Source organism: Mycolicibacterium sp. 624 (assembly GCF_040548615.1).
Lineage (GTDB): Bacteria > Actinomycetota > Actinomycetes > Mycobacteriales > Mycobacteriaceae > Mycobacterium.
This window is the reverse complement of record NZ_JBEPRZ010000006.1, coordinates 95,683-118,612: the sequence shown is the minus strand read 5'-3', so window position 1 is coordinate 118,612 and position 22,930 is coordinate 95,683. Positions and strand designations below refer to the sequence as shown.

Annotated in this window: 15 protein-coding genes; 3 read left to right on the top strand and 12 right to left on the bottom strand. The window is 66.0% G+C overall.

Features of this window, described 5'->3' with window-relative positions:
- The first annotated feature begins 1 nt into the window (after nucleotide 1).
- Both ABIA65_RS22890 and ABIA65_RS22885 read left to right on the top strand, forming a co-directional pair.
- The gene (locus ABIA65_RS22890; protein ID WP_354524993.1) at nucleotides 2-7,222 is read left to right on the top strand and encodes a non-ribosomal peptide synthetase; all 7,221 of its coding nucleotides are present in this window, start codon (nucleotides 2-4) and stop codon (nucleotides 7,220-7,222) included.
- Nucleotides 7,219-9,738 carry an FAD-dependent monooxygenase gene (locus ABIA65_RS22885; RefSeq protein WP_354524992.1) on the top strand — a complete coding sequence of 840 codons (2,520 nt, stop codon included), beginning with the start codon at nucleotides 7,219-7,221 and terminating at the stop codon, nucleotides 9,736-9,738. Before ABIA65_RS22890 ends, ABIA65_RS22885 begins: the two co-directional genes overlap by 4 nt.
- An 83-nt stretch (nucleotides 9,739-9,821) precedes the next feature.
- Here the strand turns inward: ABIA65_RS22885 and ABIA65_RS22880 are convergent, their stop codons facing one another.
- From ABIA65_RS22880 to rpsB, 11 genes are all read right to left on the bottom strand, one after another.
- Entirely contained in the window at nucleotides 9,822-10,220 is a 399-nt protein-coding gene (locus tag ABIA65_RS22880) for a VOC family protein (RefSeq protein ID WP_354524991.1), read from the bottom strand.
- A gap of 41 nt (nucleotides 10,221-10,261) precedes the next feature.
- Entirely contained in the window at nucleotides 10,262-11,428 is a 1,167-nt protein-coding gene (locus tag ABIA65_RS22875) for an acetyl-CoA C-acyltransferase (RefSeq protein WP_241399741.1), read from the bottom strand.
- The gene (locus tag ABIA65_RS22870; protein WP_241399742.1) at nucleotides 11,425-11,859 is read right to left on the bottom strand and encodes a MaoC family dehydratase; all 435 of its coding nucleotides are present in this window, start codon (nucleotides 11,857-11,859) and stop codon (nucleotides 11,425-11,427) included. Before ABIA65_RS22870 ends, ABIA65_RS22875 begins: the two co-directional genes overlap by 4 nt.
- Nucleotides 11,792-13,066 (bottom strand): MFS transporter, encoded by a 1,275-nt coding sequence (locus ABIA65_RS22865; RefSeq protein ID WP_354524990.1) that lies wholly within the window; start codon nucleotides 13,064-13,066, stop codon nucleotides 11,792-11,794. Before ABIA65_RS22865 ends, ABIA65_RS22870 begins: the two co-directional genes overlap by 68 nt.
- Before the next feature lie 9 nt (nucleotides 13,067-13,075).
- Entirely contained in the window at nucleotides 13,076-14,461 is a 1,386-nt protein-coding gene (locus tag ABIA65_RS22860; protein WP_354524989.1) for an MFS transporter, read from the bottom strand.
- Nucleotides 14,458-14,907 (bottom strand): Zn-ribbon domain-containing OB-fold protein, encoded by a 450-nt coding sequence (locus ABIA65_RS22855; protein WP_354524988.1) that lies wholly within the window; start codon nucleotides 14,905-14,907, stop codon nucleotides 14,458-14,460. The genes ABIA65_RS22860 and ABIA65_RS22855 overlap by 4 nt, the downstream gene beginning before the upstream one ends.
- A complete protein-coding gene (locus ABIA65_RS22850) occupies nucleotides 14,904-16,067 on the bottom strand; it encodes a thiolase family protein (protein WP_354524987.1) in 1,164 nt (387 codons plus the stop codon). The genes ABIA65_RS22855 and ABIA65_RS22850 overlap by 4 nt, the downstream gene beginning before the upstream one ends.
- Entirely contained in the window at nucleotides 16,064-18,031 is a 1,968-nt protein-coding gene (locus ABIA65_RS22845; protein ID WP_354524986.1) for an AMP-binding protein, read from the bottom strand. The genes ABIA65_RS22850 and ABIA65_RS22845 overlap by 4 nt, the downstream gene beginning before the upstream one ends.
- A gap of 136 nt (nucleotides 18,032-18,167) precedes the next feature.
- Complete coding sequence (locus tag ABIA65_RS22840; RefSeq protein ID WP_354524985.1) at nucleotides 18,168-19,403, bottom strand: PucR family transcriptional regulator; 1,236 nt, start codon at nucleotides 19,401-19,403, stop codon at nucleotides 18,168-18,170.
- Nucleotides 19,404-19,585: 182 nt separating this feature from the next.
- Nucleotides 19,586-20,401 carry a translation elongation factor Ts gene (tsf, locus tag ABIA65_RS22835; protein WP_241399751.1) on the bottom strand — a complete coding sequence of 272 codons (816 nt, stop codon included), beginning with the start codon at nucleotides 20,399-20,401 and terminating at the stop codon, nucleotides 19,586-19,588.
- A gap of 2 nt (nucleotides 20,402-20,403) precedes the next feature.
- Entirely contained in the window at nucleotides 20,404-21,282 is an 879-nt protein-coding gene (gene rpsB, locus ABIA65_RS22830) for a 30S ribosomal protein S2 (protein WP_354524984.1), read from the bottom strand.
- 307 nt (nucleotides 21,283-21,589) lie between these two features.
- Between rpsB and ABIA65_RS22825 the strand changes: the two genes are divergently transcribed.
- A complete protein-coding gene (locus tag ABIA65_RS22825; RefSeq protein ID WP_354524983.1) occupies nucleotides 21,590-22,081 on the top strand; it encodes a M23 family metallopeptidase in 492 nt (163 codons plus the stop codon).
- On the opposite strand, the gene ABIA65_RS22820 is transcribed toward ABIA65_RS22825, so the two are convergent.
- Nucleotides 22,070-22,864 carry an alpha/beta fold hydrolase gene (locus tag ABIA65_RS22820; protein WP_354524982.1) on the bottom strand — a complete coding sequence of 265 codons (795 nt, stop codon included), beginning with the start codon at nucleotides 22,862-22,864 and terminating at the stop codon, nucleotides 22,070-22,072. The genes ABIA65_RS22825 and ABIA65_RS22820 overlap by 12 nt on opposite strands.
- Nucleotides 22,865-22,930 lie beyond the last annotated feature (66 nt).

Genomic DNA, 22,930 nt, shown 5'->3' with positions numbered 1-22,930 from the left:
CGTGAACATCGACCCCACTCGCGACGAGTCCCTGGGACGTCGGGCGCTGAGCGCCTACCAACGCGACCTCTGGATGATCACGGAGCTCTTCCCCGGCGTGGCCTGCTACGTGTCTGGCCTGCAGACCCGAATCGTGGGTGACATCGACATCGAGGCGCTCATCGGGTGCTACGAACGCGCTTGGGAGCGCCACGACGCGATGCGCGTCCGATTCGGTGTCGAGGACGGTGTGCCGTACCAGGAGTGGGCGCGGCAGATGCCGCCGATCGACCAACGTGACCTGTCAATGCACGCCGATCCGGCCGCCGCGGCGCAAGCCGTGATCCAAGCCGAGATGAACACTCCCATCGACCTGCGTGACGGCCAGGTTCCGCTACAGCTCATCGTCCTGCGCGAAAGCGCAAGCGCGTACTCGGTACTGCTTCGCTCCCATCACGTCGCGAGCGACGCGACCGGGATGTACACCCTCGCCGCCTTCATCCTCGCCGACTACGCCAGCATCAAGGCCACCGGCCAACCGGCACCCCTCCCCAAGACATCGTTCCGCGACGCCGTGGACGGCGCCCACGCTTACCGGGAATCGCAGCAGTGGATCGATGACCGGGACTTTCTGGTGGACCAGGCCCGCGATGCCGCGGCTGCCGTGTTCGAACGGCCGGGCGTGGAACTCGCGCCCGTCAATCGGTACGTCTGCCAGCTGCCGCGGGAATTCGCCAACCGCGTGCGCGCTCTGGGCCTGCCCTTCTTCCCCTACCTGTGCACCATGGTCGGCACCTACCTGAGTCATGTGCTGCGCAGTGACGACATCACCGTCGGCATTCCGCTGAACAACCGGAACACCCCCGCGGAGATGGGCACTGTGGGAGGACATTTCGCGAACACCCTGCCCCTGCGCATCGACCTCCGATCGCAGTCCGGCCTCGCTGATGTGGTCGCTGACGTCCAACGCCGCGTCAAGAACACCAAGGCCCGGCAGCGCTTTGCCCTCGGCGACCTCATGAGTGAGCTGCGCCGCGACGGCCACACGTCGGGACCGCTGTTCGACGTCACGGTCAACTACCTCCGGCTGCCCGAGACCAGGAGGCTGTCCGACATCGTGGAAAGCGTCGAGGGCCTGCCTCAGGGGTCCGATGTGCTCACCCTTGCGGTGCACATCCACGAACTCGACACGGACGGCCCGATGGAGCTGATCTTCGACTACGCCACCGATGTCTTCGACGAGGGCTATCCGATCGAATCGGTGGAGCGCCAGCTCAAGGCGCTGCTCTACGCCGGTCTCGACGCGCTCGACACCGATCCCAGGACGCTGTCGATGCTGTCGGCCCAGGAGCACGATCTGCTCATCGACCGCGACCGGAGCACCGAGGTGGCATACGACGACACCTCGAGCGTCATCGGCCGGATCATGGCGCGGGCCGCCGCGACGCCCGATGCCGTCGCCGTGCTCGGCGCCGATTCCGCACCGACCCTTACCTACGCCGAACTCGCCACACGGACAACCGAACTCGCCTCCACACTCCTCCAGCGCGGGATCACCACCGGAGACCGCGTCGGCGTGATCGCCGACCGTGGCCCCGAGCTGTTGGTCTCCGTACTCGGCGCCCTTCACGCCGGGGCTGCGTACGTGCCGATCGACCCGCGGCATCCCGCCGAGCGGATCGGTTTCGTATTGAGCGACAGCGGCGCGGCTGCCGTCCTCACCGACCGCGGCGACGCGCAGGAGTTCGCGGGTGTCCCGGTGATCACCCCGGACTCCACCCCCACCCAGTCCCCGTCCGACGCGCCCGCACCGTCAGGCCACGACCTCGCCTACGTCATCTACACGTCGGGTTCCACCGGCCAGCCCAAGGGGGTGGCCGTCGAGCATCATTCGGTCATCAACCGCCTGGACTGGATGCAACGTCGCTATCCGATCGGACCCGGCGATGTCATCCTGCAGAAGACCTCGATCTCCTTCGACGTGTCGGTCTGGGAGCTGTTCTGGTGGGCGATGCAGGGTGCAGCCGTGGCGCTCCTGGAACCGGGCGGCGAGAAGGATCCGCGCGAGATCCTGCGCGCCATCGAGACAGCCAAGGTGACGGTGCTGCACTTCGTCCCATCGATGCTGACCCCCTTCCTCGAGATCCTCGAGACGTCACCCGACGCCGTCCACCAAGCCGCCAGCCTTCGGCTCGCCTTCTGCAGCGGCGAAGCCCTGCGCCCACAACAGGTGCTGCGCTGGAACCGCGCGTTCGCACAGTACGGCGAGGCGGCACCCCGTCTCGTCAACCTGTACGGACCCACGGAGGCCACCGTGGACGTGTCATCGTTCGACTGCCCGCGCGAGCAGGACGTGCCGCTGCGACGTGTCCCCATCGGCCAGCCGATCGACAACACACGCCTCTACGTCCTCGGTGGGTCCGATCAACCGCAGCCGGTCGGTATCGCGGGCGAACTGTGCATCGCCGGCGCGGGTGTGGCACGTGGCTATCTGAATCGGCCCGACCTGGATGCACAGCGGTTCGTCGCCGATCCATTTCACGCCGGTGAGCGGATGTACCGCACCGGCGACCTGGCGCGGCGGCTTGCTGACGGTCAGCTCGAGTACCTCGGCCGGATCGACCGTCAGGTCAAGATTCGGGGCAACCGCGTCGAGCCCGGGGAGATCGAGAACGTCCTCATCGACCTTCCCGGAGTGCTCGATGCCGTGGTGATCGCCGACGAGACACCCAGCCGTGGCACGCATCTGGTGGCGTTCTATGTGGGTTCACCAGACCTGGACGCGACGGCTCTGCGCACGCAACTGGCTGGGCGCATCCCGGACTTCATGCTTCCCGCACAGCTGTTGGCAGTCGAGCACATTCCCGTCACCTCCAGCGGCAAGGTGGACCGACTGGCACTGCTGGCCACCCGAAGGACGGCAGCGGGGCCACGACATGCCGGGGCGCGCACCGATGTCCAGGCCACCCTCGTCGCGGTCTGGCAGGAGGCGCTCGACGTCGCGTCGGTGTCGATCCATGACAACTTCTACGACCTCGGTGGCGACTCGATCCTGACCCTGCGGGTCCGAGCGCTGGCCGAGACCCGTGGCCTGACCCTGGATACGCGCGATATCGCCAACCACCCGACGATCGCCGAACTGTCCGAGTACGTCAGTGTTCTCGGCGACGACGGCACCGAGGCGACACCTCCGGTCCGCCCCTTCGAACTCGTCTCGTCAGTCGATCGGCCCAGACTGGGTCACGTCACCGACGCCTACCCCTTGACTCGGCTTCAGTTGGGCATGCTGTTCCACAGCCATGAGACGGAGGACTCGCCGCTCTATCACGACGTCTTCCGCTACTCCCTGCGCATGACGTGGGACGAGCGGGCGTGGCGGATGGCACTGGAGAGGCTGGTCGCGCGGCATCCTGCCCTGCGCACGTCATTCGAGCTCGCAGGCTTCACCGAGCCGCTGCAGCTCGTGCACCCGCTCGTCACCCCGGATGTCGATATCGTCGATCTGCGCAACGACTCTCAGATCGACTCGGAATCCATTGTGACCGCGCACATCAACCAGCGCCGTCACCTTGGGTACCGGTTGGATCGGCCGGGACTGCACCACTTTGGTGTCTTCCTGCTACCCGACCACATCGACGTGGTGTTCTCGTTCCACCACGCGATCCTCGACGGCTGGAGCGTCTCCACCCTGCTGGCCGAACTGCTAAACGAGTTCTACGGTCTGGGCGACGAGGGGGTCGCTGCCGCGATCGGCACGGAACTGCCATCCTTTGCCGAATACGTTCGTGCGGAACGCCTCTCGCTGGAGAATGAACACGACCGCACCTACTGGTTGGACCTGCTCGCCGATGCCACGCCGACCCGCATTCCCGGCATGGTCCATCACATCCCCCGCGGTGTGGGCGAATCCGACTCCCGGATGCGGCGCGCCACGGTCATCCCAGCGCCGCTGGCCGCCGACGCCGTCCGATACTCGGGCGCTGAGCACGTACCGGTCAAGGCCGTGTACCTCGCTGCCAACCTGCTCGTCGTCGGCCTGTTCGCGGGACAGTCCGATGTCACCTGCGGTGTTGTGACGCACGCGCGTCCCCAGCTCACCAACGCCGAACTGACCGCAGGCCTGTTCCTCAACGCCGTACCGGTGCGCGTCGACACAGCCGCCGCGACGTCGCGCGCGGTCGTCCAGGCCGTCTTCGAGCAGGAACGGGAGAGCGCCGCCCACACCGCGTACCCGCTGGCCGATATCCAGCGCGATGCAGACCTGGCCATCGACGTGGCATTCAACTACGTCAACTACCACCAGGCCGGTGCGCTGGTGCAGTCACTGGACATCGAATTGGTCAACGTCGAAGCCCACGAGGACACCAACTTCGCACTGTTGGTCACGGTGTTCCGGGACCCCCGCGACGGAACGATGACGCTGCAGCTCGACGGTGATCCGGCGATGTACACGGGCGAGCAACTCGACCTCATCGGCGCCACCTATCTGGCCACGCTGGCGAGCATCTGCGCCGCCGATCCCGCCGCACCGATCGATTTCACGCGGCTCGCACCTGCGGTAGGCGACGCGGTCGCCGGCACCGTCGCTCGCAGTGCCACCGGCACCGTCGTCGACCTCTTCCTCGACCGTGTAAATCGCCACCCTCAGACCATCGCGCTCGAGTTCGGCACTCGCACCGTGACTTACGCTGAACTTGCCGAGATGTCGGCGGCCGTCGCCGCCGGGTTGGTCGAACACGGCACCCGCCCGGGCGACCTGGTGGCATTGACCGCGGCCCGCGGTCCGGAACAGATCGCCGCCGTCCTCGGTATCGCACGCGCCGGAGCCGCCTGCGTGCCGGTCGATCCGGCCTATCCGGCCGCGCGGCGGGCTGCCATGCTCGCTCAGGCCGGGCGCGTCACCGTCATCGCCGACGATGACATCAAAGCGTTCCTCGCCACCGGCCGTGCACATCCCGCGACGCTGCCGGCCGTGGCACCGGAGCGACCCGCCTACGTGCTGTTCACCTCCGGGTCGACCGGCGTGCCCAAGGGCGTGGTGATGCCGCACCGCGCGCTGGTGAACCTGATCACCTGGCAACTGTCCGCCAGCAGCGGGCGCAGCAGGGACTCCGAGGGGGCGCCGTCGACGTTGCAGTTCGCCCCGTTGTCGTTCGACGTCTCATTCCAGGAGATCTACTCGACGCTGTGTGGCGGCGGTCGGTTGATCCTGTTGTCGGAGGACGACCGGCACGACCTTCCGACACTGCTGCGCACCCTCGATGGCACCCGGACCGAACGGGTTTTCCTGCCCTACGTGGCGCTGCAGTCGCTCGCCGAGATCGCCGCGGCGCGCGCAGCGGTGCCCGCCGGGTTGCGGATCATCGTCTCCTCCGGGGAACAACTGCGGATCACCGACGAGATCCGGGCGCTCTGCGCCGGCATCGGCGGATCCGATCGAGACGGCCTCATTGTCGAGAACCAGTACGGCCCCACCGAGACTCACGTTGTCACGCGCCACACCATGACGGGAGACGCGGCTCTGTTCCCCGCGCTGCCACCGATCGGCGTACCCATCGACAATGTCGCGGTCGTGGTTCTCGACCCCGAGGGCCGCCCCGTCCCCGACGGAGTCCCCGGCGAGATCTGGGTCGCTGGCGCTGCCCTGGCCGACGGTTACTTGGGCAGCCCCGAACTCGCCACCGAGGCGTTCCAGCCAGTTCCGGCGCTCCACGGGGCCAGGATGTACCGCACCGGCGACATCGGACGTCGCCTGCCCGACGGAGCCCTGGTCATCGACGGACGGCTCGGCAGCCAGATCAAGGTGCGTGGACATCGCGTCGAACCGATGGAGGCCGAGCTGGCAGTGGGCCACGCGGCGGCTGCGCACAGCGGTGTCACCGACGTCGCTGTCGTCGCCCGCTCCGGCAGCGACGGATCGAGCGCTGGAACCCAACTCATCGCATATCTGGTGGGCCGCCCAGACGACGGCGTTGCGACCGCGATCAGCACCGCGATCTGCGACGTCCTACCCGGCTACCTGATTCCCGCCCGGTTCGAGTGGCTCGACGCGATGCCACACACGCCGAGTGGTAAGCGCGACGATCATGCGCTCTCCGCGATGGCGATGGCGACGCGACAGGTCGATCACGTCGCACCACGCGACGAACACGAAACCGTGATCGCCGCACTGATGGCCGACGCGCTCGGCGTCGGCGATGTCGGCGTGCTCGACGACTTCTTCGCGCTCGGCGGAGATTCGCTCTCAGCCATTCGGTTGGTCGTCGGAATCGAGCAGCGGTACGGAATCAGCATCCCGATGTCGACGTTCGGCGCCGGATCGACTGTGGCGGACCTGGCACAACGGGTGGCGCACCGCCGCGTCTCGGCCTTCGACCCCGTGGTTCCCGTCAAGCCGACCGGAGACCGTCCGCCACTGTTCCTGGTACACCCCATCGGCGGAAATGTGCTGTGCTACAACGAACTCGGGCGCTCACTTCCTGACGATCAGCCTCTCTACGCCCTGCAGGCATCGGGCATCGAGGTGGGCACCACCGCCAGCGAATCGATTCCACAGATGGCCCACGACTATCTCGAGGCGATCCGGCGCATCCAGCCCGAGGGCCCATACCACCTCGCGGGCTGGTCGCTGGGCGGTCTCATCGCCTTCGAGATGGCACGCCAGCTGGAGGAAGCCGGCACCGAGAAGGGCTCGCTGGTGTTGCTGGACACCATCACCATGCGACCGGAGGCGTCAGCCGAACTTCCTGCGTCCAAGCTGTACTCCTATTTCCTGTGGGAGCTGCTGTGGGGCACGCTCGGCGCCGACACCCCGGTCGACCCGCTCCCAGACGACCTCGAGTCCGACGACGACGCGCTCGATGTCATCATCTCCCGTGCCGCCGATCACGGTGTACTACCGCGCACAGGATCCCGGGAACTGGTTCGGCGGCTGCTCGATGTCTTCCGCGCAGCCTGGCGGGCGGGGGCGACCTACCGACCCACGCCGACCGCGTTGGACGTGACACTGCTGCGGGCCTGCGAACCGCTGCCCGAGGTACTGCGATCCGCCCATGACGTGGGTGGATCCCGCTATGCCGAGCCCACCTACGGCTGGGACACCCTCGTCGGTGGCCACCTCGACGTCATCGACGTGCCCGGTGATCACCTCACCATGGTCACCGAGCCGCATGCGGCAGTGCTGGCAGCTCACCTCGCCGATCACGTGGAGCGGCAGTCGAACTACCTCGGAGTGACGAATTGAGTAACGCGGCGGGCAACCGTTCGGCGATCGTGGTCGGCGCAGGCATCGGCGGGCTGACCGCTGCGGTGGCTCTACGGCAGGCCGGCTTCGACGTGACGTTGTGCGAACGCTCCCCCCACCTGCGGGCTGCTGGGTTCGGGTTGGCAGTGCAGAGCAACGCGATGCACGCGCTACGCACTCTGAACCTCGGGCTCGACGATGAGATGCTGCGGGCAGGCGGGCAGGTCACGACGTTCAGCTTCCGAGACACCAAGGGGAAGCTATTGCGGCGGCTCGACCTGACCCCGATCGACGATGCGCTAGGCGCACCATCGGTGGTGTTGGCGCGCAAGGATCTTCACGACATCCTCCTGCGGGCCGCGGGCAGCGGACTGCGTGTCGAGGCCGGCGCCGAGGCTGTGCGTTTCACCGAGACCGACGACGCCGTCGTACTGCACCTGGCCGACGGTCGCGCGCTGGAGGCCGATGTTCTGGTGGGTGCCGACGGCATCAACTCGGTGATCCGCACGCAATTGCACGGCGCCGCCGCACCGCGTCCCGGCGGGTTTGTCTGCTGGCTGTCACTCGCACCCTTCATGCCGGCCTCTCTACGCGAGGGCGAATCGATCCACTACTGGGGACGCGGTTCTCGGTTCGGCCTGCACGACTGCGGGAACGACTCGATCTACTGGTGGGCCACCATGCCGGCCGAGCCCGAGCTCGCGGCGAACTGGCCGCATGGCAAGGATGACCTGCAGCAGCGCTTCGCCGACTGGTGCCCGGACGTCAACGAGATCATCGCCCGCACAGACGAGTCCGCCATCCTTGCGGTGCCCGCCCTGGATCGCCCACCCCTGAGCCGGTGGGGAACCCGCCGTGTGACGCTGCTCGGTGACGCCGCGCATCCGATGCTGCCGAGCCTCGGGCAAGGGGCCAACTCGGCGATCGAGGACGCGGTGGTGCTCGGGCACGCGCTGGCCGGCTACCGCGATCCCCGGTCGGCTCTGCAGGCTTACGAACGGCGCCGGCTCCCCCGGACGACGGATCTCGTCGACGGTTCGCTGTCGCTGGGGCGCATCGAGCAGAGCAGCAACCGCGCGACGGTCACCACCCGCAGCCGAATCATCCGGCATGCGCCTGACAGCAGGGTGCTCGACTTCATGTCGAAACCGATGACGTGGCCCGGATTCGGCGACGGCGGTCCCGGTGCGGGCCTTCCGCGCCCGTTGTCGGCGCTGGAGCGCTGGCACTGGACGGCCGACCGAGTATCGCCGCTGAACATCGGTGCCAGGGTCCGTATCGAGGGTCGCCTCGACCCCTCCGAGGTACGCGCCGCTCTGGACGCGCTGGTGCGCCGCCACCCGCTGCTGCGGGTGGCGGTTCGCCATGGCAAGGGCGGTCTCTCGTTCGTCCCGGGGCCGCCGCGTGCGGTTCCGCTGCGCCTCGTCGGCGAGGGATCGTGGCGCACGGAGATCGACCACGAGCTGCGCGAGCCACTCGATGCAGACGGCCCATTGCTGCGGGCCACGTTGATAACCGTCGAGCCCGATGTGCACGATCTGATCCTCACGTCGACATACGCGCTGGCCGACGGGATTGCCATCGTGGCGCTGTGCCGTCAGGTGCTCGAGCTCGCCACCGACGGCGAGCCCGGCGGCTGGCGACCCGAGATCCCCGCACCTGTCGGCCCAGAAGACCTCATGCCCAACCAGTTTCGGGGGCTTCGCGGAAAGTGCCGGGCTCTGGGCCGGATGGCTGCCGATGCCATCGCCGGGAGCGACGGCGTCTCGATGGAACGACTGCCCGCCGAGACATCCGTGCCGCCGCGCGAGCGGTGCACCCGGTTGGCGAATCGCGTCATCAGCGGCGATGAGTTCACGGCCCTTCTCAACGGGTGCCGCACTCGGCGCATCCTGCCCGAGGCCGCGATCGCGACGGCGCTCGCGATCGCGGCGGCGGTCGACACCGACGCCCCCTCGGCAGGTTTCGCGGTCAGCGTTTCGGTGCCGTTCCGAGCCCATCTGACGAAATTGCCCGACCCCGATGCGACTGGCAGCTACCAGGCCATGGTGGCGCTGCCAGTTGAGTGCACACCGGGACGGTCACTGTGGCAGATCGCCGCACCGTTCGACGACCGGCTGCGAAATGCGATCGACGCACGCCACCATCTGGCCAACCTTCCGCTGCTTGGCGTGATGGCGGCTGCCACGCCCAAGCACACCGACCGGATCGTCGCCGGGTTGGACAGCCACGGTCCCGGCAACCTGTGCACCAGCGTGGTGGACACCAGCGATTTTCCCGCGCGCCTGGGCGACTGGTCGCTGTCAGGCGTTCACGTCGTCTCCGGGATGTCCATCAGCGGCTACCTCATGCTGTACGCCACCGTGGGACGCGACGAGCTGTCGTTGAACCTCGGTTACGTCGACGGCATCATCTCACCGGCGCGCGCAGAGGAGCTGATCGAGAACACCGCCTCCGCGTTGCGCAGTGCCATATCGGAAATCGCGACGGCCGCGCCGATCGGTGTCGACAGCTAGTCGAGTCGGCGTCGACTCGCGTCCGTGAAACGCCGAGAACCCCGCCTTTGTATGCGGCCTCCTCCCGTCAGCGTTCGGTGTGGCTAGTCGGGCGCTGCGAAGAACTCCAACGCAATGCCGTCGGGATCGCGGAAGGAGATGCCTGAGCCATAGTGAGCATGCTTGATCCCACCGTGCGCGATGCCCAATCCGTCCAGCCGCTTCTCCCAGGTGACCAGGTCGGCCTGCCGACAGGCGAAGGCGATGTGATCCAGACCTGGTTGTTCGGCACGGAATGTCTGGGTCGGACCCACACCGGTGTGCTTGTGCAGGCCGAACAGCATGCCGTTGTCGAGGGCGAAGACAGTGTGGTGAAAGGCTCCTGACTCCTCGTCCTCGTCGAGCACGGGGCCTGAGTCGAACAGGGCACTGTACCAACGGGTGCTCACCTCAAGGTCTGACACGGTCACCGCCACGTGTGCCAGTCCGGGAAATTGGCTCATTATCGAATTCCTTTGTGTGCATTGGTCGTGAGAAGCCCGGCTCAGGAGGGCAACCGCAGTAGCATCGCCTGCCCCTGACCGCCGCCGCCGCATATCGCGGCGACGCCGTATTCGACTGAGCGTTCACGCATTTCGAACGCGAGTGTCATGACAAGCCGGAAGCCGGATGCTCCGAGCGGATGGCCGAGGGCAACTGCGCCGCCGTTGACGTTGACGATACTGGTGTCGACGTCAAGTTCTCTCGCTGAGGCGACGACGACGCCGGCGAAAGCCTCGTTGATCTCCCAGAGGCCGATATCCTTGATGCCGAGCCCGTTACGATCCAGCAAGGCACGGGCGGCCATCGCGGGCTTGAGGTGCAACGTCGCATCCGGTCCGGACACTACCGCGCGATCAGCGATCTCGACGATGGGGGCGATCCCCAACGACCGGGCGTTTCCGCTACTGGTCATGATTCCCGCCGCACCTGCGTCAGACATCTGTGAGGAGTTGCCCGCCGTGATGGTGCCACCGGCAGCGAACGCGGGCCGAAGCCGTGCGAGCTTCTGCTCGTCTGTGTCAGGCCGGATTCCCTCGTCGGACTCGAGAACATCGGTCAGTGCGGTGATCTCGGACTTGAATCGACCGCATGCGGTCGCGGCGCCCGCACGTCGGTGACTGTCGGCAGCGAAGGCGTCCTGGTCGCCGCGCCCGATTCCCAGGGCAGAGTTGGCCTCCTCAGACAGCTCACCCATGCCGCTGTCGCTGACAGCGCACCACAGCCCGTCAGTCACCAGCAGGTCCCGCATCTCTGTCGAGCCCACCTTTACTCCGGACCGCACGTCCAGCGCATGCGGAGCGCGGCTCATCGACTCGAAGCCACCGACCAGCGCCGTGGTCATCTCGCCCACCCGAATCAGGGTGGCACCCAGTCCGACTGCACTCATGGAGCCCAAGCAGACGTCGTTGATCGTGGTGCCGGGCACTGTTGCCGGCACACCCCCGCGGATCGCAGCGGAGCGAGCGGGGTTCTGGCCATTGCCGGCCTGCACGACGTTGCCAAGAAACGTGTGGTCGGGCAGGAGTTCGCCGTCGAACGTCCTCAGCGCAGCTTCTACCGCTCGCGCACCGAGTTCAACGCCACTCAGGTGCGACAGCGCGCCACCGAACTTGCCCACTGGCGTGCGCGCTGCGGCAACGAGCACCGCCGCAGAGTCATCCAACATCATGCACCCCTCGTTGACATATCCATCGTGTAGCAGACCGCGGTGCCGTCGAGTACTACGGTGCCGTCGCCGCGGGTCACCGTTGTCTTCAGCTTGGTGATCGGCTTGTCCGCACGCGCCTCGGTAACCTCAACACGACCCGTTATTGTGTCACCCGGCCGCACTGGAGCCTTGAAATCCCAACTCACACTGAGGAACACCGTTCCCGGCCCCGGCAGCTCCTCGGCGACGACGGCGTTCAAGATGGCACTGGTAATGCCGCCTTGGACCACAATCTCGCCGAAGCGCGACGCCTTCGCGGCAGCCTCGTCGTAGTGCAGCGGATTGCGGTCACCGCTGATGTCGGTGAACAACGCGATATCGTTGTCACCGACGGTGCGGGACAACTCCGCCGTCTGGCCGACCTGAGGGGCGGCATATGTCGAACTCGTCATAGTCATTCTCCTTCTGTTGGGGGTTGTTACGGCGCAATGCGTTCATCGCGAGTGCACCGGCGATGGGGCCAGGCGCGAGCAAGAGGAAGGCGTATTGCCATCCAACGACATTCGCGAAAATCGGAACGAACTGGATGGTCAGGACGGTCAGCGTGAACCCGATGGCGGTCTGTACGGTCAACGCGGTCCCGACGTAACGGGGGTCGACGGTCTCGCTGAGAGAGGTGGAGAACACTCCGGAGTCGGCGATGACCGATGCGCCCCAGACGAGCAGGAAGGCAACGAGGATTGGGGTGGAAACGGCGAAGAACAGAGGCGAAAGCAGGCAGCAGATGCCGCTGATGACCAATGCAACAACAGCTGCCGGTGGTCGACCGAATCTGTCCGACGCCCAGCCGCCGACCAAACAGCCGAACACCCCGGCCACACCTATCGCCAAGAACGTGACGATGCCGGTTGCCCAACCCAACTCGTCGCCGCGGTCCTCTCGGCCAGCTATGACGAAGACGGCCAACCAGGTCCACAGGGCATACAGTTCCCACATGTGACCGAAATACCCCAGGTTGGCCAGCCTTGGACCACGCTGGGTGAACATGGCAAGGGCGTAACGGGCGTTTGGTTTGACTGGTCTCGTGTCGAGGTTCGGGCCGGGCACTATCGCGCTCAGGGAGATGATGGCGGCGATCACGCTCAAGCCAGCGGCCGCTGCCATGATGGCTCGCCACGACAACGGCCCGAGTCCTCCAATCAGGTGCGGCAGTGCCGAGCCGAGCGTCAGCGCTCCCAGCAGCACGCCGAATGCACGGCCGCGTTGCGCCGGGCTCGACCACGACGCGGTGAGCTTCATCCCGATTGGATAGATCCCGGCGAGGAACACGCCGGTCGCGAACCGCAGCGGTATGGCGGTACTGAGTCCGCCGGCGAACAACGCCAGCACGATGGTGCATCCACCGGCACCCAAAGCGCTTGCCGCCATGACGGATTGCGGTCTGATGCGGTCAGCGAGATTGAGCGCCGTGGAAGCCAGCGCCCCGACGACGAACCCGATTTGCACCGACGCCGTCAGCCAGGTGGCCGAGGCAGAAGTTAGGTTCCACTCGATCCGGAGGCTCGGCACCGCCGCGGTGGCTGAGAACCAGACACTCAGCCCGAGTACCTGAACGAGCGCCACAAGCGCCAGCTGACGGCCTCTCGGGGATAACTTCACGGGTTCACCTCAGGCCACGGCGCTGGTGGTCGCCTTGGCATTTGTCTGAGTGGCCGGGTTCTCCTCGTGCAGATCGGCCGAACCGAGGGCGCCCGCGCATCGATTGCCCCGGTGGGTCTCGGGTGAGAACACGGTCGCCAGCACGGTGATCAGGCTGAGGCCCACCATGTATAACGCAATGGGCCAGGGCCGATTGTCGGCGAGACCGAGCAGTAGGACTGCGAGCACCGGTGAGAGACCGCCGGCCAGGAGTGACGCCGTCTGATAGCCGACTGAGGCACCGGTGTACCGCAGTTCAGGCTCGAATAGTTCGGACATGAAAGCCGCCTGCGGGCCGTACATCAGGTCGTGGAAGATCAGGCTGATGACGATCGATCCCCAGATCAACAGTGAACTCTTGGTGTCCATCAGCAGGAAGAACGGGAAGGCGAACGCTCCGGACAGCACCGCGCCGATCAGGTAGACCCTGCGCCGTCCGTACAAGTCGGACAGATGGCCTGCGAACAGCAGGGTGAAGAGGCTGACGGCCGATGCGACGAGCACGCCGATAAGAGCAGTCGAGCGGGGAAGATGGAGCACGGTGGTGATGTAGGTCAAGGCGAAGACGGTGATGACGTAGAAGATCGCGTTCTGCGACATCTTGATCCCAATCGCCAGGAGAACCTGGCGCCACTGGGTGCGAAAGACTTCGAGGATCGGGTATTTGGCGATTTGGCCGTCTTCCTTCGCCTTTCGGAAGTCCGGCGTCTCCTCCATCTTGAGACGGATGACTAGTCCGACGGCGATGAGCGCTGCCGAGCCGAGGAAACCCACGCGCCAACCCCAGGCCATGAACGCCGCATCCGAGAGGGTCATGGTCAGGGTCATGAAGACACCGTTGGCAAGTAACAGTCCGGCCGGGACGCCCGCTTGCGGCCAGGCACCCGCGAGCCCTCGCCGGGTCGGCGGTGCGTGTTCGACCGCGACGAGCACCGCACCGCCCCATTCGCCGCCCACCCCGAAGCCCTGCACGATGCGCATTGCGAGCAGCAGGATCGGTGCCCAGACGCCGATACTCTCGAACGTCGGCAGTACGCCGATCAGCGTCGTCGCGACACCCATGACCATCAGTGAGGTGACCAGCATCGCCTTCCGGCCGATTCGATCACCGAAGTGTCCCATGACGATTCCACCCAGTGGGCGGGCAATGAATCCGGCGGAGTAGGTGAGCAGCGCCAGCAGCGTGCCCGTTAGCGGTGAGTAGGAGGGAAAGAACAACTTGGGAAAGACGAGGGCCGCTGCCGTTCCGTAGAGGTAGAAGTCGTACCACTCGATGGTGGTGCCGATGAAGCTACCCAGCCGTGCCCGCCGCTCGTTGGTTGCGGGGGCAGGCGCCGTTGCCATGGCCGTGGTCATGATTCTCCGATCTCTTGAGGGACGACGGGTGCGAACTGCAACGGCGGTTGGCTGTCACGCACAGTGGTGACGAGCTGTACCCGTTGGCCGACATGAACTGCATCGCTGGGACAGTCGACGACGTTGGTCATCAGTCGCGGGCCCTCGTCGAGTTCGACAAGCGCGAGCACGTAGGGCGTCTCGTCACCCCATGCCGGGTGTCCCGGCATACCGACAACGGTGAACGTCCACACCGTGCCGGTGCCCCGGGCTCGCACCCAGGAGAGATCCTCCGACCAACACTTCCGGCAGAGCGCAGCCGGGTAATGCTGGCAGAGACCGCAGAGGGTGCAGCGCTGGATGAGCAACTGACCTCGTGATGCGCACTGCCAGTAGTGTTCAGTGAGCGCGGTGGTGACTGGCCCAGGCTTGCTGATCGTCGGACTGGTCGCGGCGGTAGTGGTCATGTGCCTGCTCCTCCCAGGATGAGAGCGACTTCCTCGCTCATCGTCGCGCCGTTGCCGGTCACCAATGCGATCTCGACGTCGTCGACTTGGCGTGGACCCGCGTCGTGGCGCAGTTGTCGTACAGCCTCGGTGATATGGCTCATTCCGCCTGCGAGATCGGCCTGGCCACAGGCCAGCTGACCCCCATGGGTGTTCACCGGCAGCGAACTGGTCGCAGAGAAGTCGTGCTCGGCAACCCATTGACCTCCTTCGCCTTTGGCGCAGATTCCGGCGTCCTCCGCCGTGATCGCGACAACGATTGAGTAGCAGTCGTAGATCGACATCAGGTCGAGGTCGCGCGGGCCGACACCGGCGGCGCGATAGGCGTGCTCGACGGCAGGCGCGATGGGCGATGTCGTCAGACGGGGAGCCTGGCTCAGTGCACGGTGGGTGACCTTCTCACCCGCGCCGAGGAGGTAGACCGGCGGGTGCGGGCTCGACTGTGCCCGATCGGCAGCCGTCACCACGAACGCGGCCCCGCCGCCGCAGGGCATCACGACGTCGTACAGATGCAGTGGCGACATCACCATCGGTGAGGCGAGCACGTCGGCCACCGTGATCGGCTTGCCGTAGAACACCGCATCCGGATTCAGTTGCGCGTTGGCCCGTTCCTTGACCGCCACGTGGGCCAACTGTTCTTCGGTGGTGCCGAATTCAGCCATATGCTGCTGCGCGATCATCGCGTAGGCCTGATTGGCTCCGCTGGCACCGTAGGGGACGTCGAATTCCCGAATGGGATTGCGGTTGGCCGAACGCGGGACGTTTCGGGGGTCGCGGGAGTTGCCCAGGACGCACAGGACGGTCGTGCACATTCCGGCGTTGATCGCCGCTGCAGCCCGCCACAGCATCCCGGCGCCGGTCGCACCACCGAGGTCAACGATATCGGCGAATTGTGGCTCCAGGCCGAGATATTCGGCCACGGTGGCGGGGACGTGCTGGGGCGTCTCACCCACCTGCGGCCCGCACATCAAGCCGTCGATGGCTGATCGGGTCAATCCGCTGTCGGCGACTGCCAGTCGGCACGCCCGCGCGATCATCTCGAGCGTGGTGACACCCTCGGTTGTGCGCTGCGGCGGGAGTTCGGCAACGCCGATCACGGCAGCGTGTGGTCGCCGACTCATTGCAGCACTCTGATCGCGTCCAGCGCAGCCGGGTCATCCAGAGACGATGTGTCGCCGGAGTTGTCGCCGGCGTACACCGCCTTGATCATTCGCCGCAAGATCTTGCCGCTGCGCGTCTTCGGTAGCACATGCACCAGATGAACGCTTCGGGGTGTCAACGGTTTACCGAGCTGTCGGCCGATGTCTTCGGAGATTTGCCGCCGGAGTTCCTCTGCGACGAGTTCGTCGCCGCCGCTGGTCAGCCCCTCTGCCACCCGGGCGAACACCACCAATGCCTCGCCTTTGATGTCGTCGGCAACGCCGACTGCCGCCGATTCGATGACTCGGGAGTTGGCGTTGACGATCGACTCCACCTCGGCGGGACCCAGTCGCTTGCCTGCGATCTTGAGGGTGTCGTCACTACGTCCACGGATGAACCAGATGCCGCACTCATCCACCTCGACCCAGTCCCCGTGGTGCCACACGCCAGGCCAGCGATCCCAATACGTTCGAAAGTAGCGCTCATGGCTCCCCCAGATCGTCAGTGGCATACCGGGAGACGGACGGCGCAGCGCGAGTTCACCGATGCCGCGATCGATGCCCCGCCCGTCTGCGTCGACGATGTCGGCGCCCATGCCCGGCAGCGGGGCGGCGAAGCCACAGGGGTGGATCGGCTCGGCTGTGGTATTGGACAGGATGGCTCCCGAGACCTCGGTACCACCGCTGTAGTTGATGATCGGGATCTGGCGGCGCCCAGCCTGCACGTGCAGCCATTCGTAGGCATCGGGTGTCCAGGCCTCACCGCTGGAGGCGAGTACCCGTAGTCCACCGACGTCGATGAGCCCGTTGTCGACACCCATCAAGCTGCGGACCAGCGTCGGCGAGATACCCATCATGGTGACGCCCAACGAGCGCACCATGGACCAGATTCGGTCGGCATGCGGCCAGTCAGGTGTACCCGCGTAGAGCGCAACTGAGCTGCCCGCGATGAGACCGCCAAGCACGACAATGGGACTCATGATCCAACCCGGGTCGGTGATCCACGTCGCGACGTCGCCCGGCCCGACATCGAAGCTGAACGCGGCGTCGCTGCCTGCCTTCACTGCGAAACCCGCGTGTCCGAGCACAATTCCCTTCGGTGCACCGGTCGTGCCGGAGGTGAACGCGATGAAAAGGGCATGATCGGTGGGACATTCGGCCGGCGTCAGCGCGACGCCCACTGCCGACCGTCCGAGCCCGTCCCACGAGATCTCGTTGGGCAGCGCTGGCCTATCGTTCTCACAAATCAGGGGCACCACGACTGTTGCGGTCAAGGTGTCGACCTCAGCCAGTGAATCGGCAAGGTCGCGGCCGACACGCACCTCCTTGCCCCGGCGGTGAAACCCGTTGGCGACGATATGCGCCTTCGCTCCACCTATCTTGAGGCGGTCAACGACGGCGGCGGCGCCGAAACCGGAGAAAACGGGAATCGAGACCGCACCGATCTTCGCGCAGGCGAGCTGGGCCACCACCGCTTCCCGGACCATTGGCAGCTGAATGCCCACCCGGTCGCCGAAACCAATCCCTGCGGCCAGTAGTCCATGGCCGACCCGGTCGACCTCGGCCGACAATTCGGAGAACGTCCAACTGCCCTGACTCTCGTCGTCAAGTTCCCAGAGGAGAGCGACGTCGTCACCGCGACCTGCGCGGATCCATCGGTCTACGGCGTTGTCGGCGATATTGAGTGCTCCGCCGACGAACCACTTGGTCTCATGCGGGGTGTCGAATTGGTCGAAGACCGCCGTCGGTGTGCGTTGCCACTCGAGCTGTAGCCAAGACGCGACGCTTGCCCAGAACAAGTCGGGGTGTTCGTGTGCCCACGTCCGCAACGCGGGCAGGTCGTCGCAGCCGACATGGCGAGCAAATGCCAGGATGCGGCTACGTTCGAGGTCGGTCCGACCTGGCTTCCACACCAGCTCGACGCCCGGGATCGAAGTCGTGGACATCTGTTCTCCTGCCTCTGTGAACTAACAGTGACCTGAGAGTAAAAGTGATGTGGAGCACAAGTCGCTACGCGATTCCGCGAAGTTGCGACGCCACGTTTGCGCTTTCCGCAATCCCACTTTCGCAACGTCGGCGCGGTCAGGCACGCACCTTGAGCGCCAGTGCGAAGAGCAGAACGTCCCTGGGGTTGAGTGGGTTGTAGCCGGTCAACCCTTGGATTCGCTGCAACCGGTACTTGACGGTGTTCGGCTGGACCTTGAGATCGGCCGCCGCTTGAGCCAGGTTGAATCCACCGTCGATATAGGAACGCAAGGTGGACACCAGTTCGGTGCGGTGACGTTCGTCGTAGGCGCGTAACGGCGCGAGCGCCTCGCGATGGAGATCGTCCCGATATGTGCTCGCCCGCACTACGTGTTCCACCAAGGCGTCGGCGAACATGTATGCGCGTGCCCGTTCGTCACTGACCGACAACGCCGACAGGATTGCGTCCTGTGCGTCGACATACGACCGAGCAATCCCAGCGAGGCCGTCGTGTGTTCGACCGACACCCACGAGAAAACCGCTGAGCAGAGTCGCGAGTGTGTTGGCGTGTTGACGCAGATCCACGGTCATCCCCTGGACGGAGTGACATACCGCGACGATCTCCTCCCCTCGCACCACTGCGAGGAGAACCGCTATCGACGTGCCCTTCACCTGTTTCTCGATCAGCTCGAGCGCCGCGCGCAGCGCGCCCGGCTCCAGACCTGGAGTTTGGGGGCGAGGGCGTAGAAGCATCACGAAGAACTTGTTGTCGTCGTTGAGTTTGAACGCAGGGGCGTGACTGGCGACGCGTTCGGGCGCATTGCCCGCGATGAGTGCCTCGATGAGATCGCGCCGCACCACCTCCCGGTCGTGGATGAATCCGGAGGCCTTTTGCAGGTACGCCTGCGCAACAGTGGTCGAAACCAAGTCGACGTGTTTCATGATGCGGCCCGCGATCACAAGGGCGGCTTCGGGATTCGTTCGGGTCTGCGGTGCCCTCTGCACCTCCTCCCATACTGTGTGTCCCCAAAGCCGGTACGCATGCAGCAGAGCCTGAATAGGAACGCCCTGCTGAAAGCGGCGTATCGCACTGTCACGGAACTCATCGAGGTGGGTTTCCCGCTCGGGATACCCCGACGACAGCCCTGACAGGACCTCTTCGAAGTTTCGTCTCGCCGTCGGCGCGACGTCTTGATCGATGAAACCCTCAGGTAGCGAGCGATATTCGACGATCTCCTCGCGGTACCGCTGGGCCAGCAGACGTCCGATGTCCTCGGACCGGCTGCGGAGGTAGGCCACCAGGTCGTCGGTCACCGCAACCAGGTCGTCGGGATCGACCGACTGCGAGACCATCGACGACCTCCGTCGGTTTGGGCCGATGCGACGGGCCTGCAAAGCAGCATCAGCGGAGTGATCGTGCCCATCTGAAGATACAAGGTGCCCGAAAACGTAGAAGCCCCGCGCCAACCGGGATCACCGGTTGAGTCGCGGGGCTTCCTCGAGAGCGGCGTGGTGGCCGCTCAAGCCTTGTGTCGTTAGGCCTGGCCGACCTCGAAGCGGACGAACCGTGTCACGGTCACGCCTGCCTCGTCGAGCAGTGCCTTGACGGACTTCTTGTTGTCAGACACCGACGGCTGGTCGAGCAGCACGACGTCCTTGTAGAAGCCGTTGACGCGACCCTCCACGATCTTGGGCAGCGCCTGCTCGGGCTTGCCCTCTTCCTTGGCGGTCTCCTCGGCGATGCGGCGCTCGTTGGCCACCAGGTCCTCGGGGACGTCGTCACGCGTCAGGTACTTGGCCTTCAGCGCGGCGATCTGCAGAGCGACCGCATGTGCGGCCTCCTTGGAATCGCCGGTGTACTCGACGAGCACGCCCACCGCGGGCGGCAGGTCGGCGGCACGCTTGTGCAGGTACGTCTCGACCTGGCCGTCGAAGTACGCGGCACGGCGCAGTTCGAGCTTCTCGCCGATCTTGGCGCTCAGCGCCGCGACGGCCTGCTCGACCGTCGAGTCGCCTGCCTTGGCCGCCTTCAGCGACTCGACATCGGTCGCCTTCGCCGCGGCTGCGGCGGTGACGACGAGGTCGGCGAGCGCCTGGAACTCGGCGTTCTTGGCGACGAAGTCGGTCTCGGAGTTGAGCTCGACCAGCGCGCCGTCCTTGGCGACGACCAGACCTTCGGCAGTCGCACGCTCAGCGCGCTTGCCGACGTCCTTGGCGCCCTTGATACGCAACAACTCGACGGCCTTGTCGAAGTCACCATCGGCTTCGACCAGTGCGTTCTTCGAGTCCAGCATGCCGGCGCCGGTCAAGTCGCGAAGCTTCTTGACGTCGGCAGCGGTGTAGTTCGCCATTCTCAGCTCTCCGGGGTCGGCTCGGTCGGGGTTTCGGTCGCTGCAGCAGCGGCCTCGGGGGCGGCGGCCTCGGGGGCAGCAGCCACCTCCGCTTCGGCGGGGGCACTCGCGGTAGCGCCCTCGAGCAGCTCCTGCTCCCACTCGGTGAGCGGCTCGACCACCGCGGCGTCGGACTTGTCGCTGGCGCCCGCGCCAGCCCGTGCCTTCAGACCCTCGGCGACCGCGGAGGCCACCACCTTGGTCAGCAGTGCAGCGGAGCGAATGGCGTCGTCGTTACCCGGGATCGGGTAGTCGACGAGGTCGGGATCGCAGTTGGTGTCCAGGATCGCGATGATCGGGATGTTCAGCTTGCGAGCCTCCGCGACGGCGAGATGCTCCTTGTTGGTGTCGACGATCCAGATCGCCGACGGCACCTTGGCCATGTCACGGATACCGCCGAGGCTGCGCTCAAGCTTGTTCTTCTCGCGGGTCAGCATCAAGATTTCCTTCTTGGTGCGTCCCTCGAAGCCACCGGTCTGCTCCATGGCCTCAAGCTCCTTCATACGCTGAAGACGCTTGTGCACGGTGGAGAAGTTGGTGAGCATGCCGCCCAGCCAGCGCTGGTTCACGTAGGGCATGCCGACGCGGGTCGCCTCGTCAGCGATCGACTCCTGCGCCTGCTTCTTGGTGCCGACGAACATGATGCTGCCACCGTGGGCGACAGTCTCCTTGACGAACTCGTACGCCTGATCGATGAAGGTCAGCGTCTGCTGCAAGTCGATGATGTAGATGCCGTTGCGGTCGGTGAAGATGAACCGCTTCATCTTGGGATTCCAGCGACGGGTCTGGTGCCCGAAGTGTGCGCCGCTATCAAGCAGCTGCTTCATGGTCACTACGGCCATGTCTAGTCCAGCTTTCATTGTCGGTTGTCGTCCGGAGTCGGGGTGACGCCGGACCCTGGCGCCTGTTGCAAGCCGGACCCGTCTCGAATCGTTCGAGGCGGGACCGCCCGGCGTGCGAATGCGAACCCTGGAACTACGGGGCTGCGGTACAGGCGCGCGAAGTCAATCCACAATTGCGGATTGCGGGACTGAGTTTACACCGTTGACGTGCATGCTTTTGCCACGCCGATATCCACAGTGGCGAATTCGTCCACAGCGGGCGGTTTCGGCCCTTGGCACCGCTGCCTGGACCCATTGAACTGGGACTATGCGAATACTAGCCCTGTGCTGGCTGCTCTGCCTGGTGTGCGCGACCCCGGCATGGGCGGCCAACGGACGGTTGGAGTGGCCGCTGTGGCCCCGGCCTGCGGTGGTCCGTGAGTTCGACGCGCCGTCGCCCAACTGGACGCGGGGCCACCGTGGTGTGGACCTCGCCGGATCCGCCGGTCAGATCGTCCACGCCGCCGGCCCCGGGACTGTGGTGTTCGCGGGAGAACTCGCCGGTCGACCGGTGGTGTCGATCGCACACCCCGGCGGGCTGCGGACCAGTTATGAGCCGGTGCGCGCGTTGGTGCGACCCGGCACGCTGGTCACTGCAGGCACCTCGCTCGGCGAGTTGATCGCCGGTCACGCGGGCTGCCCGACAGCGGCGTGTCTGCACTGGGGCGCGATGTGGGGCCCGGCGTCGCGGGCGGACTACCTCAATCCGCTGGGGCTACTCGCCTCGGCGCGGGTTCGCTTGAAACCCCTACACCCCTAGTCGCCCGAGGAAGCCGAGCATCGCATCGACGACGACATCGGGTTGGTCCCGCTGCACCCAATGGCGGGCGCCTGCGACGACCTTGAGTTCCGCGTCGGGGATCAGCGACGCCGCCTGTACCGCGTGGGCGACCGGCACGCCTGGGTCGCAGCTGCCGTGGATGATCAGGGCTGGGGATGTGAAGGACCGCAATTGCGCGGTGTAGTCGGTCGCGAGTCGATTCCATCGCACCTGGTCTCGCTGCCAGCTCGCGAACGCGGCGAAACCGTCACCGCGTGCGGCCGCCGACGCGACCTCCGCCATCAGCGCGTCGGTTCGTTGCGCGGGGTCACCGATGAGCGCCGCCATGCTCCACGCCATGGCCCGCGGGCTGCGCGCCATCCATTGCGTTGTCGCACCGAGCAGTCCGGTGCGCAGCATCGCCCAGGTCAGCGTCTGTCGCGGCAGCGACATCGGTCCATCGGACAACCTCGGCATGATCCCGTAACTGCCGAGCAGCATCGCGCCGGCGACCCGGTCTGGCCGGTCCAGTACGTGGCCGATGGTCATACCGCCGCCCAGCGAGAGGCCGCCGAGCACGTAGGAGTCCAGCGCCAGCGCATCGGCCAGCTCCCCGACGTAGCCGACGAGTCGCTCCTGGGTGACCTGCCATGGCGCGGAGGCGCTCTCACCGAAGCCCGGATGATCGGGGGCAATGACGCGGTAGCCGGCGGCCGCGAGCCGTGGTCCTACGCCACCCCATGACAGTGACGCGTTGTCAACTCCACCACCGTGCAAAAGCATGACCGCCGGCGCCTGCGGACTCCCGGATGACCATTCAAGGGCCGAAACCGAACCCCAGGACATATC